11 protein-coding genes are annotated in these 11,898 nt (G+C 54.0%); 4 read left to right on the forward strand and 7 right to left on the reverse strand.

From position 1 onward, the window contains the following. Nucleotides 1–69: 69 nt before the first annotated feature. Nucleotides 70–894 carry an AraC family transcriptional regulator gene (locus UR504_RS19115; RefSeq protein ID WP_320740024.1) on the reverse strand — a complete coding sequence of 275 codons (825 nt, stop codon included), beginning with the start codon at nucleotides 892–894 and terminating at the stop codon, nucleotides 70–72. A gap of 48 nt (nucleotides 895–942) precedes the next feature. Continuing rightward, nucleotides 943–1,986 carry a GlxA family transcriptional regulator gene (locus tag UR504_RS19120; RefSeq protein ID WP_320740026.1) on the reverse strand — a complete coding sequence of 348 codons (1,044 nt, stop codon included), beginning with the start codon at nucleotides 1,984–1,986 and terminating at the stop codon, nucleotides 943–945. Nucleotides 1,987–2,240: 254 nt separating this feature from the next. Here UR504_RS19120 and UR504_RS19125 point away from each other — a divergent pair, with 254 nt between their 5' ends. Continuing rightward, nucleotides 2,241–4,058 (forward strand): beta-ketoacyl synthase, encoded by a 1,818-nt coding sequence (locus UR504_RS19125; RefSeq protein WP_320740028.1) that lies wholly within the window; start codon nucleotides 2,241–2,243, stop codon nucleotides 4,056–4,058. A gap of 85 nt (nucleotides 4,059–4,143) precedes the next feature. Here UR504_RS19125 and UR504_RS19130 read toward each other — a convergent pair whose 3' ends face one another. Beyond that, nucleotides 4,144–4,992 carry an SDR family oxidoreductase gene (locus UR504_RS19130; protein WP_320740029.1) on the reverse strand — a complete coding sequence of 283 codons (849 nt, stop codon included), beginning with the start codon at nucleotides 4,990–4,992 and terminating at the stop codon, nucleotides 4,144–4,146. A gap of 84 nt (nucleotides 4,993–5,076) precedes the next feature. Here UR504_RS19130 and UR504_RS19135 point away from each other — a divergent pair, with 84 nt between their 5' ends. Next, nucleotides 5,077–5,463: a winged helix-turn-helix transcriptional regulator gene (locus tag UR504_RS19135; RefSeq protein ID WP_023331869.1), complete on the forward strand. Its 387-nt coding sequence runs from the start codon at nucleotides 5,077–5,079 to the stop codon at nucleotides 5,461–5,463. A gap of 89 nt (nucleotides 5,464–5,552) precedes the next feature. Here UR504_RS19135 and UR504_RS19140 read toward each other — a convergent pair whose 3' ends face one another. Further along, nucleotides 5,553–7,496: a bifunctional 2',3'-cyclic-nucleotide 2'-phosphodiesterase/3'-nucleotidase gene (locus UR504_RS19140; RefSeq protein ID WP_136195707.1), complete on the reverse strand. Its 1,944-nt coding sequence runs from the start codon at nucleotides 7,494–7,496 to the stop codon at nucleotides 5,553–5,555. Nucleotides 7,497–7,686: 190 nt separating this feature from the next. Here UR504_RS19140 and cysQ point away from each other — a divergent pair, with 190 nt between their 5' ends. Then, nucleotides 7,687–8,427 carry a 3'(2'),5'-bisphosphate nucleotidase CysQ gene (gene cysQ, locus UR504_RS19145; protein WP_111965373.1) on the forward strand — a complete coding sequence of 247 codons (741 nt, stop codon included), beginning with the start codon at nucleotides 7,687–7,689 and terminating at the stop codon, nucleotides 8,425–8,427. On the opposite strand, the gene UR504_RS19150 is transcribed toward cysQ, so the two are convergent. Next, complete coding sequence (locus tag UR504_RS19150) at nucleotides 8,421–8,978, reverse strand: YtfJ family protein (RefSeq protein ID WP_023310161.1); 558 nt, start codon at nucleotides 8,976–8,978, stop codon at nucleotides 8,421–8,423. The two genes, cysQ and UR504_RS19150, sit on opposite strands and share 7 nt — an antisense overlap. Before the next feature lie 323 nt (nucleotides 8,979–9,301). Between UR504_RS19150 and UR504_RS19155 the strand changes: the two genes are divergently transcribed. Next, nucleotides 9,302–9,508, forward strand: a complete 207-nt coding sequence (locus tag UR504_RS19155; protein ID WP_008501430.1) for a DUF1107 domain-containing protein — start codon at nucleotides 9,302–9,304, stop codon at nucleotides 9,506–9,508. Nucleotides 9,509–9,579: 71 nt separating this feature from the next. On the opposite strand, the gene UR504_RS19160 is transcribed toward UR504_RS19155, so the two are convergent. Both UR504_RS19160 and msrA read right to left on the reverse strand, forming a co-directional pair. Beyond that, nucleotides 9,580–10,917: a hemolysin family protein gene (locus UR504_RS19160; protein ID WP_023310162.1), complete on the reverse strand. Its 1,338-nt coding sequence runs from the start codon at nucleotides 10,915–10,917 to the stop codon at nucleotides 9,580–9,582. A gap of 254 nt (nucleotides 10,918–11,171) precedes the next feature. After that, nucleotides 11,172–11,813 carry a peptide-methionine (S)-S-oxide reductase MsrA gene (gene msrA, locus UR504_RS19165; RefSeq protein ID WP_023310171.1) on the reverse strand — a complete coding sequence of 214 codons (642 nt, stop codon included), beginning with the start codon at nucleotides 11,811–11,813 and terminating at the stop codon, nucleotides 11,172–11,174. Nucleotides 11,814–11,898 lie beyond the last annotated feature (85 nt).

Genomic DNA, 11,898 nt, shown 5'->3' on the forward strand with positions numbered 1-11,898 from the left:
ATCCACAGGTATTTACGCTGTATGCAGTGTAGGAGGGGAAAATACGCGCGTATTGTATGAGATTGCGCATTAGCGCCGGATGACTTGCTTCTGGTAGCGCACGGGCGTAATGCCGTAGCGGCGGGTAAACGCGCGGGTGAGATGAGACTGATCGGTCAGCCCGGTTGCGGCGGCGACCTCTGCGGCGGGCATGCCGTGCGTGAGGAATGCTTTGGCGCGCCAGAGGCGAATGGCCATCAGCATCTGATGCGGCGTCACGTGAAAATGGGCTTTGAACTGGCGCTGAAAATGATACGGGCTGAGTGAAACGACGCTGGCCAGCTCGTCAAGCGTCAGGGGGTGCATGTAGTTGTCGTGCAGGTACTCGCGTACGCGTTCGAAGCGGTGCGCGCCCTCCTGAATCACCGGCGCGTGATGGGCCAGCGGCTGGAAGGTCTCAATCAGATCCAGCAGTAATCCTTTTTGCGCAAGCGGATCGTCCGTGTGCCACAGGCCGTAAATCAGCCTGCCGATTTGGTGTGAGCGCAACGGGTCATGGCGGGTCACGTCGCTAAACCACCAGTGCCTGAGGCCGGTCACCTCTTCAAGCAGATCGGGTTCGATATAGACCATCCGGTAGCGCCAGCCGCCCTCGGTGGCGGATTCACCGGTGTGGATCTCGTCCGGGTTCATGGTAACGACGGATTTTTCCGCCGCGAGATGCTGGGTACCGCGATAGCGAAAGCGTTCGGCACCGGTTTCAATCGTGCCGATCCCGAAGGCTTCATGGGTGTGAGGCTCAAAGGCGTAGTCAGAAATATGGGCATGATAAAGCTCCAGGCCCGGCAGCTGCGCCAGATGGCGAAAGCGCGCGCTGTCTCTTTCATCATTAAACTGTTCCGGTACGCCTTGCACGTTGAACCTCCTCGTGGTCATCTTTTCATTATCAGAGATGACCGGCGTTTATGCACTAAACATCTTTGCCCGGACGGTCTTACGGTAATCCCCCGGTGAAACCGTTGTTTTATGCTTAAACTGGCGATTAAAGTGCGCAATATCCTGATATCCCACCGCATTGGCGATCTCCTGAATGCACAGATTGGTGGATTGCAGCATTGTCATGGCGGATTCAATTCTGGCGGTTAATAAATACTGCAGGGGGGATATGTCGGTGGCATTTTTAAAGCGACGGTTGAAGTTGCGCAAACTCATGCCAGCCATATCGGCAAGATTCTGCATGGATATATCCGAGGCGCAGTTGGCTTTTATCCAGGTTTGAATTTGAACAATATCTTCATCCGGATGCGGTTTGTTTTCTTCACTGTAACACTGGCGATCAAACTGACTACGAATTTCATGGAAAAATGTCCGTTGTGTATGTGTGGCCACACGTTTCCCGTATATCGTTTCGATAAAATGAATCGTCAGATCTGACAGGGCCTTAACGCTGGCGGCACAGTAAATATTATCGGCCTGCGTGAGAAAATGTTTGGTTTGTAATTTTACGCTGGGGTAGTCGCGCGAGAATTGTTTGAAGTAGTGCCAGTGGGTGGTGGCGGGCTTTCCGTTGAGCAATCCCGACTCCGCCAGAAAACAGCAGCCCGTTCCGACGGCAGCGATACGGGTTCCTCGCACAGCCTGCTCGGTCAACCATTTCAGAAGTTCAGGCTTTTGTCTGACCACTGCTCGAGGGTTGCGCCACAGGGCAGGAAGATAGATAACGTCATAGTGCCTGTCTGCGGCAAGCGTGGTATCGGTGGTAATGCTAAAGCCACTTTGCGTCAGGATGGGCTCGTTATTTATGCCAATAGTATGAACTTTCAGTATATTCTCCGGACGACAGAGCCTGAACGCAGATGTCTCCGTTTTGTGCGTGTCTGCGTGGGATGTTGTTTTTTGCTCGGCTAAATAGCTGCTGGCTGCGGCTTTCCACATTTCAATCGGCAGACTGAGACCGGAACTTAGCATGCGTTCACATAACACAAATCCAATTTGTGTATTTGTCATTTTCGATTAATACCTGTTTTGACTATTATTTTTGGTGACTCATCGTTGCCCTGGCCAAAAAATTCAGCATTTTGGCTGGATTTTCATATTAGCTTTTGTCGGTAATTTGTAAACTAATATCTGAAATTATCGCACTTGCACAAAATAAATCTACGACCACTACAGGATGAATTATGGTGAAATTACCCGTAATAACGGCTTTTGGCGGCTATAGTCCAGCTGGTCGTAGTTCTTTTCATCATGCATTTCGCCGAATGATTATTGATTCATTATCGGAAGAGGAAAGGCAGGAGACGTTATTATCGTTAGCTATTCTGATGGGCGTACTTAAATATGATGAAGGTGGGTATTGCGACATTTCAGGTAAAAGATTTACGCCCGCTCAGGCTGCCGCGCAGATAAAAGACGAGACGCTGGAAGGAACCCTTATCAGAATAATTACGCGCGACTATTTTGATGTCGATGCTATCACCAGCCATGCAAAATTGAATATGGTTTCTGGCGAAGAAGGATTCAGCTTTAATATCTCAGCCAGACAGTTACCGCATCCCTTACCGGCGGGATGGCAGGTTGAGGAATTAGCGGATCGGCGCGTGCGTATTACCGTTCAGGGAGAGATGGACTGTAAAATTGAGGCGTTGTTGCGCACGGAGGTTCAGGCTGCAGGTTTGCTGCCGCAGGGATTCCGGCCGGGTGACCATTACAATTCGCAGTTCCATCCGCGGGCGTTACAAATGGCGATTGTCGGGGCATCGGACGCCATCAACGCTCTGGGGATCCCGTGGCGCGAGATACAGGCAGCGATCGCGCCGGATCAGCTCGGGGTCTATTCGGGCAATATCATGGGACAGCTCGACGATTATGGCTTTGGCGGTATGCTCCAGTCGCGCCTGAAAGGCCAGCGCGTCAGCGCCAAACAGTGTCCGCTGGGCCTGAACAGCATGTGCGCTGATTTCCTCAATGCGTATGTGCTGGGTAGCGTTGGCCATACCAGCGCCACGCTGGGGGCGTGCGCCACGTTTCTGTATAACCTCAATGCGGCAGTCGAAGATATAAAAGCGGGACGCATTCGCGTGGCCGTTGTGGGCAGCGCCGAAGCGCCGGTCATCTCCGAAGCGATCGAAGGATTCGACGCCATGGGCGCCCTGGCAACGGAGAGCAAGCTTAAGCATATTGATGAAACGGAAACGCCCGACTGGCGTAACAGCAGCCGCCCGTTTGGCAACAGCTGCGGTTTTGTGATCGCAGAATCCAGCCAGTATGTCGTGTTAATGGACGACGAGCTGGCGCTGCAGCTTGGGGCTGAGATCCACGGTTCGGTGGGGAATGTCTTTATCAACGCTGACGGCTTTAAGCGGTCTATTGCCTCACCGGGACCGGGGAACTACATCACCATGGCGAAAGCTGTGGCTTCGGCAGTATCGATGGTCGGAATGGAGGCGGTGCAAAAGGGATCGTTTATTCAGGCGCACGGTTCAAGCACGCCGAAGAATTGCGTCTCCGAAGCGGATATTTTTGACCGCGTTGCGCAAGCCTTTGCGATCCGCGACTGGCCGGTGACGGCGGTGAAATCGTATCTCGGTCACTCCCTGGGACCCGCCAGCGGCGACCAGCTCATCAGCTGCCTCGGCGTCTTCCGCTATGGCATTTTACCGGGAATTAAAAGCGTAACCCAGATCGCGCCGCAGGTGAATAACGCACGCTTATCCATTCCTCTTCAGGACTACAAATTAGAGGAAGGCCAGGGGCAAATTGCCTTTATTAATTCAAAAGGCTTTGGCGGTAATAATGCCACGGGGGTGGTTTACTCGCCAAAGCTTACCCATCAATGGTTGCGCAAACGCTACGGGGACGCGGTATTTGCGGATTATCAGCAGCGTAACCGCGAGGTGCAACATCAGGCGAACGCGTACGACGAGTCGGCTTCGCAGGGTGAACTCAACGTCATTTATCTGTTTGGCCAGCAGGGGATAAATGAGGAAGATATTGAGATTGCCAGGGATGGCATCACCATTCCCGGATTTGAAAAACCGATAACGTACGCGACGGAAAAAGAATACCCGGATTTTTAATCGTTATATCTGTTTTTATTATTAATCAATATGTGTGGGCCGGGTAAGGGAAATCACCCGGCCGCAGGAAAGAACGGTGACACCGTTAAAGAATGGCTTTAATGCTCTGCGCCAGCGGTGTCGTTGCGCGCCCGATCAGTTTGCTCAGCGTATGGCCATCGTCAAACAGTCCCCCTTTGGACGCGCCCACATCGGAATCCGCCAGCATATCAGCCAGCCCGGCAGGCAGACCGACGCTTTTAAGCGCGGCGGCAAAATCTGCTTCACTGAGATTCTGATAGGTTACCGGTTTCCCGCTCTGTTTGCTGAGCTCAGCTGCCAGTTCGCTCAGCGTCCAGCCGTGGTCGCCCGCCAGTTCATACACCTTGCCCGCATGGCCCTCTTCAGCGATCACTTTGGCTGCCGCCGCGGCATAGTCTGCGCGGGTGGCAGAGGCAATTTTGCCTTCGCCTGCCGCACCAATAAACACGCCGTGTTCCAGCGCAGGCGGCGCGCTCGCCAGGTAGTTTTCGGTATACCAGCCGTTGCGCAGCAGGGCATAAGGAATCCCGGACGCCGCCAGCGCTTTTTCAGTGGCAACGTGTTCAACGTGCAGGCCGAGCGGCGATGTATCCGCATGCAGCAGGCTGGTGTAGGCGATAAATTTCACCCCAGCCGTTTTGGCGGCGTTAATCACGTTCTGGTGCTGGGTCGCGCGCTGGCCGACTTCGCTGGAAGAGATCAGCAGAAGCTTATCCACGCCGCTCAGCGCGGCGGCGAAGGCGGCTTCATCCGTGTAGTCAGCCTGACGAACCACAATCCCCTGCTGGCTTAAGGCTTGCGCTTTCGCCGGGTTACGTACGATGGCCACAATCTGCTTGGCCGGTACGGTTTTCAGCAGCTGTTCGATAACGAGATGGCCAAGCTGGCCGGTAGCGCCGGTAATCGCGATCATGATGAATCTCCTTCGTGTTTGTCTGATGTTGTGGCACACTAGCACCATAGCTAACTTTTAGTAAGTACGTACAAAAAGGTAAGTATGAAAACAACGATACCGACGCTCAGCGAACAAATGCGCGATGGCAATCTTTTCGCGGAGCAGTGCCCTTCACGAGAGGTGCTCAAACATGTAACCAGCCGCTGGGGGGTACTGATTCTGCTGGCGCTGCGCCAGGGAACGCATCGCTTTAGCGATCTGCGCCGCAAAATGGGCGGGGTGAGCGAAAAGATGCTGTCCCAGTCGCTTCAGGCGCTGGAGCAGGACGGGTTTGTCGATCGCGTATCGTATCCGGTCGTGCCGCCGCACGTAGAGTATAGCCTGACGCCGATGGGTATTGAGGTCAGCGAGAAAGTTGCCGCGCTGGCTGACTGGATTGAGGTGAATACGCCGAAGGTGATGGCGAACAGGGACGATCGCGCGGCGTAAAAGCCGGGTGGCGCTTCGCTTACCCGGCCTACCCGTACTCTTTCATCCCGTAGGCCGGGTAAGCGAAGCTCCACCCGGCACAATCGCCGCTACTTGCTTAAATCCACCTGATAAATCGCGAACCCAATATCATCCGTCGCGACCTGTTTCATTGGATACTGCGCCTTCTCCTTGATAAACGTGGCTGCCTTGTCGGATGGCGACGTTTCAAAGCGAATATCCAGTTTCGTATCGCTGTGGATCGGTGCCAGACGCCAGTTGTTATCCACCGCAGGATGAATTTCGCCCGCCTTCTTCGACTCCGCGCTGATCCACGCCGCAAGCACCGAGCGGTTCTCGTCCGGCGAGGCAAAGGCGATATGGCTATCTCCCGTACCGGCAAACTTACCTCCGTAGGCACGGTAGTTATTGGTCGCCACCAGGAAGGTGGCATTCGGGTCGATCGCCTTGCCGTTGAAGGTCAGGTTTTTGATGCGCTCCGCCTGCGGGTTAATCATCTGGCACTCGCCGTCATATTTCGCCGGCTGGGTGACGTCAATCTGGTAGTTCACGCCGTCGATCACATCGAAGTTATAGGTACGGAAGCCGTCCCAGTTAATCAGCGACTGCGGCTTACTGCTGTTAGGGTCAATCTGGTTAAACTGTCCGGCAGAACACTCCAGCCACTCTTTTACCTCTTTCCCAGTGGCTTTAACCACCACCAGCGTGTTCGGGTAGAGGTAGAGGTCGGCGGCGTTACGGAAGGTCAGCTGGCCCTTTTCGACTTCAACATAGCTGGCCGGGTCATTCTTACGCCCGCCCACTTTGAATGGCGCAGCGGCTGACAGGACCGGCAGTTTTGCCAGATCCGGATCGCCCTGCACAAAGTGTTCGGCATAGGCTTTCTGCGCCATGTTGACGACCTGAACGGTCGGGTCGTCCTGCACCAGCGCCAGGAAGCTGTACATGTTATCGGCGGATTTGCCGATCGGCTTGCTGACGAATTCGCGCGTGGCGTCGTGATCGTGCTTCAGCACGTTGACCAGTTTTTTATCTTCAGCCGCCAGAGATTTTTTCGCTGCAGCGTCGTAGATCGGGCGCGCTTCGGCTTTTGACTGCGTCACCTTCCAGCTGCCACCGTCGTTATTCAGCACCAGATCCACTACGCCAAGATGGTCGCCCCACATACCTGGCATCACCGACGGCACGCCGTTGAGCGTCCCTTTCTCAATGTCAGCCCCTTTGATGCTGACGAAATCTTTACCCGGGAAGACCGCGTGGGCATGGCCGAACAGGATCGCGTCGACGCCAGGGACTTCACTCAGATAGTAAACGGAGTTTTCTGCCATGGCCTGATACGGATCGGCAGAGAGACCCGAGTGGGCGACAACGACCACCAGATCGGCGCCTTTTTTGCGCATTTCCGGCACGTATTTACGCGCGGTTTCGGTGATATCGTTGACGGTCACCTTACCGTCGAGGTTGGCCTTATCCCACGTCATGATCTGCGGCGGGACAAAACCGATATAGCCGATTTTGAGCGTTTGTTTTTTCCCGTCCCGATCGACAACCTCGGTATTTTTAATCAGGTATGGGGTAAAGAGCGGCTTTTGCGTTTTAACGTCGATGATATTGGCGTTAACGTACGGGAATTTCGCGCCGGCCAGGGCATCGTGAAGGTATTTCAAACCGTAGTTGAATTCGTGGTTGCCGAGGTTGCCGACGGTGTAATCCAGGGTGTTCATCGCTTTATAAACAGGATGGATCTCGCCTTTTTTCAACCCCCTGGTCGCCATGTAGTCCCCAAGCGGGCTGCCCTGAATGAGATCGCCATTGTCGACCAGCACGCTGTTATTCACTTCGCCGCGTGCCGCATCGATCAGGCTTGCCGTGCGTACCAGTCCGAATTTTTCCGTCGGGGTATCTTTGTAGTAATCGAAGTCCATCATGTTGCTGTGCAGATCGGTCGTTTCCAGAATACGCAGATCTACCGTCGCCGCCTGCACGCTCGCTGCAATCAGCGTCGCCAGAAGCGTTGCACTAAACTTAATCATCAGAGGAGTCCTTTTTTCGATGCAGACCACAAAAGAGTATGTATCTATAGCTTGTTGCTTACAGAAATGTGAATCCTGACAGAAAAAAGTAACCTGAAACCGGAATTGCTTCACAGATAGCGGAATTGTTCACATTACGATATAACTAAAACAAAGAGTTAACCTCACTGCGTTAACAAAGAGGTGGAAAATGCTAGAAAAAATTTGTCAGCTCGCACGGGATGCGGGAGATGCCATCATGCAGGTGTATGACGGTATTAAACCTATGGAGGTTGTCAGCAAAGCCGACGATTCTCCGGTCACGGCGGCGGATATTGCCGCGCATAAGGTGATCCTCAAAGGGTTACAGGCCTTAACGCCGGACATCCCCGTCCTGTCAGAAGAAGCGCCGCAAAGCTGGGACGAGCGCCAGCACTGGCAGCGCTACTGGCTGGTCGATCCGCTGGACGGGACAAAAGAGTTCATCAAGCGCAACGGTGAATTCACCGTCAATATCGCCCTGATTGAGAAAGGGAAAGCGGTGCTGGGTGTGGTTTACGCGCCGGTAATGAAGGTGATGTACAGCGCCGCAGAAGGGAAGGCGTGGAAGGAAGAGTGCGGCGTGCGCAAGCAGATCCAGGTGCGCGATGCGCGTCCGCCGCTGGTGGTAATTAGCCGCTCGCACAGCGACAGCGAACTGCAGGAGTACCTGCAGCAGCTGGGTGAACACCAGACCACCTCGATCGGCTCGTCGCTGAAATTCTGCCTGGTGGCGGAAGGCCATGCGCAGCTGTATCCTCGCTTTGGGCCAACCAATATCTGGGATACCGCCGCCGGGCATGCCGTTGCTGCGGCCGCCGGGGCGCATGTTCATGACTGGCAGGGCAAACCGCTGGACTACACCCCGCGCGAATCCTTCCTTAACCCCGGCTTCCGCGTCTCTATTTATTGAGCCAGCAGCTTATGCAGCAGGTCGACAACCTGCTGCACCTCTTCCTGGGTTAACGCGCCGTCTTTCGCCCACTGCACGCGACCTTCCTTATCCAACACAATAATCGCTGAGCTTTCTTCCTCCAGCTGCCAGGCCTTACGGGTGACGCCGTTGCTGTCGACGATAAACTGCGACCACGGATAGAGCTTTTTATTGCTCTCAAGGCTTGAGCGCACAAACATCCCGGAGCCCGGAATGGCGTCATCGGTATTAACAATAGTGGTCGTCTGGTAGCGGTCGTGCGGGAATTTCGCGGCCTTGATCGCTTCCACCAGGTTGGCATTTTTCTCTTTTGCGGATGTACGACCGGCAATATGTTGTACAACTCTCACTTTGCCCGCGAGCTGCGCGCTATTCCAGGGTTTGTAGCTAAACTTATCATTGTCGAGAATCAATTCTCCCCGGTCAGCAATGCCGACTGGCGGTACACGTTGTCCTTTTTCAATGTTGTGAGCGGAAGCCCACAGAGGCAGCAGCAGGCAGGCTGCTGCAAGGATATTACGTAGGGTCATGGCGTTTCCTTATTGTTTGCAGGTGATCCGACCACTTGGTCTTACGCTTTAATCATAAGTGCGATCAATGTGGTTTTCCCGCAATCCCGATGCCAGTTTGCGGGTGAACGCACATATCCATGAAAAAACGACGGCTTATACTGCGCCCGGTCACGCTTTGCAAAGATTATTCTGAATAATTGTAATCAAACGGTAAATAAACTTATGCACACTGGGTAACACCGTAGTTCTGGTCTATAGTCATTGGGCATTAAAATTTGCGCTCAGGACAGTCGGGCCGATTGTGGCACCGCAAGAGCGTATGATTCGCAGGAGATACAAGAATGAAAATTTTCCAACGCTACAACCCGCTTCAGGTGGCGAAGTACGTGAAGATCCTGTTCCGTGGACGGTTGTATATCAAGGATGTTGGCGCTTTTGAGTTTGATAAGGGCAAGATCCTTGTCCCAAAAGTGAAGGACAAACAGCACCTGTCTGTGATGTCCGAAGTCAACCGTCAGGTTATGCGTCTGCAAACTGAGATGGCTTAACCAACGTGCTATGCAGTAGTTAAAAAAACGGCTCCCAATGGGAGCCGTTGATGTTTGTGGAGGCTGGAACCTTACGCCGATACCTTCTCTTCCGCATCCGGCAGCTTCGGAACCAGTACGGTCGGTTTGTTGTCGATGCGCGTCACCAGCAGCTGGTCGATGCGGTAGTTATCAATATCCACCACCTCAAACTTGTAGCCGGAGAACTTCACCGAGTCGGTACGTTTCGGGATTTTACGCAGCATAAACATCATAAAGCCGCCGATGGTCTCGTAGTTACCGGACTGCGGGAACTCGTCGATATCCAGCACGCGCATTACGTCTTCAATCGGCGTGCCGCCATCAATCAGCCATGAATTATCGTCACGCTGGACAATCTGCTCTTCCAGCCCCTGGCCAACCAGGTCGCCCATCAGCGTGGTCATCACGTCGTTCAGGGTGATAATACCCACCACCAGGGCGTATTCGTTCATGATAACCGCGAAGTCTTCCCCGGCGGTTTTGAAACTTTCCAGCGCTTCTGAGAGCGTCAGAGTGTCCGGCACAATTAGGGTATTGCGGATCTGCACGCCGCTGTTGAGCGCCAGGCTCTGGTTTGCCAGTACGCGGTTCAGCAGGTCTTTGGAGTCGACGTAACCGATGATGTGGTCGATATCTTCATTACAGACAAGGAACTTAGAGTGTGGATGCTGCGCCACTTTGTTCTTCAGGCTCTGCTCATCTTCATGTAAATCGAACCAGATAATGCTTTCACGGCCCGTCATGGAAGACGGTACGGTACGGGATTCCAGTTCGAACACGTTCTCAATCAGCTCGTGTTCCTGCTTGCGCAGCACCCCGGCCAGCGCGCCGGCTTCCACTACCGCATAGATGTCGTCAGACGTGATGTCGTCTTTACGCACCATAGGCAGCTTAAAGATGCGGAAAATCACGTTCGCCAGGCCGTTGAAGAACCACACCAGCGGACGAAACACGTACAGACAGAAGCGCATCGGGTTGATGATACGCAAAGCCACAGCTTCTGGCGCAATCATACCGATGCGTTTCGGGGTCAGGTCTGCAAAGAGGATGAACAAGCCGGTTACCAGCGAGAAGGAGAGGATAAAGCTGAGCTGTTCGGCCAGTTCAACGGACATGTACTTAACAAACAGGCTGTAAAACGCCGGAGAAAACGCCGCATCACCCACGATACCGCCGAGTATGGCCACCGCGTTGAGGCCAATCTGCACCACGGTGAAGAACATGCCGGGGTTTTCCTGCATTTTCAGGATGCGGGTGGCATTGATGTTGCCTTCATCGGCAAGCAGCTTCAGTTTGATTTTACGGGACGCGGCCAGCGAGATCTCAGATATCGAGAAAAATGCGCTGACGGCAATCAGACAAAGTATTACTAAAATACTGTTTAACATAGTTTATCCGGCTTCTCGCCAGATCCTCAGAAGGGGAGTTGATACCATTTGTGTGAAAACACATTGAACACCAGCTCGTAGCGTTGAGCCGATTATTTCAGCGGGTAGTATAGCGTAAAGAGATGTAAATCTGCCAGAGGTCACATTTTGACGAAGATAGCCGGAGGGAGCGGCCAACGCGTGGTGGTTAGGTTATGAGACAACGCTGTCACTGCCGTGTGCGCCACGCTGCTCGCGTGGCGCTGGAACGGAAATCAGGCCAGCTGTGGCGGCAGGCAGACGCCGATGCCCCCGATACCGCAGTAGCCGTACGGGTTTTTATGCAGATACTGCTGGTGATCGTCTTCCGCATAATAGAATGGTTTCGCGGTTGTGATTTCCGTCGTCACCTCGCGCGTGTCGCCCGCTTCACGCATGGCCTGCTGGAAACGCTCAAGGCTGGCGCGCGCGGCGGCATCTTGCTCCGGCGTGAGCGGATAAATGGCCGAGCGATACTGTGTGCCGTGGTCGTTGCCCTGACGCATGCCCTGCGCCGGGTCGTGGTTCTCCCAGAAGACCTGCAGCAGCTGTTCGTAGCTGATTACCGCAGGGTCATAGACCACGCGCACTGCTTCCGCATGCCCGGTTTCGCCGGAGCAAACTTCGCGATAGGTAGGATTCGGCGTGTAACCGCCCGTGTAGCCAGCCGCCGTGCTGTAAACGCCGGGGAGTTGCCAGAAGAGGCGCTCAACGCCCCAGAAACAGCCCATGGCGAACAGGGCGATTTCCATTCCCTCCGGCACGTTGGTCATGGAGTGGTTATTGACGGCGTGTAAGGTCGCCACAGGCATAGGGGTGTTGCGTCCCGGTAATGCATCAGCTTGTGAAACCAGATGCTTTTTGTCGAATAAACTCACGATGGGGCCTCCCGGGGTGCGATGTTTCAGTTAAGGTTGTCACGAAGCGTTTAATTGAACACAATAAATGCGCTGAATCAGTCTA

This window comes from Enterobacter sp. 241F3 (assembly GCF_034106785.1).
Lineage (GTDB): Bacteria > Pseudomonadota > Gammaproteobacteria > Enterobacterales > Enterobacteriaceae > Enterobacter > Enterobacter vonholyi.

What these genes read in the sequence shown, in the direction of transcription:
- UR504_RS19120 (WP_320740026.1), bottom strand. Translation starts at nt 1,986, where the DNA reads ATGACAAATACACAAATTGGATTTGTGTTATGTGAACGCATGCTAAGT.
- UR504_RS19155 (WP_008501430.1), top strand. Translation starts at nt 9,302, where the DNA reads ATGAAAATTTTCCAACGCTACAACCCGCTTCAGGTGGCGAAGTACGTG.
- UR504_RS19150 (WP_023310161.1), bottom strand. Translation starts at nt 8,978, where the DNA reads ATGACCCTACGTAATATCCTTGCAGCAGCCTGCCTGCTGCTGCCTCTG.
- UR504_RS19140 (WP_136195707.1), bottom strand. Translation starts at nt 7,496, where the DNA reads ATGATTAAGTTTAGTGCAACGCTTCTGGCGACGCTGATTGCAGCGAGC.
- UR504_RS19125 (WP_320740028.1), top strand. Translation starts at nt 2,241, where the DNA reads ATGATTATTGATTCATTATCGGAAGAGGAAAGGCAGGAGACGTTATTA.
- UR504_RS19135 (WP_023331869.1), top strand. Translation starts at nt 5,077, where the DNA reads ATGAAAACAACGATACCGACGCTCAGCGAACAAATGCGCGATGGCAAT.
- UR504_RS19130 (WP_320740029.1), bottom strand. Translation starts at nt 4,992, where the DNA reads ATGATCGCGATTACCGGCGCTACCGGCCAGCTTGGCCATCTCGTTATC.
- UR504_RS19160 (WP_023310162.1), bottom strand. Translation starts at nt 10,917, where the DNA reads ATGTTAAACAGTATTTTAGTAATACTTTGTCTGATTGCCGTCAGCGCA.
- cysQ (WP_111965373.1), top strand. Translation starts at nt 7,687, where the DNA reads ATGCTAGAAAAAATTTGTCAGCTCGCACGGGATGCGGGAGATGCCATC.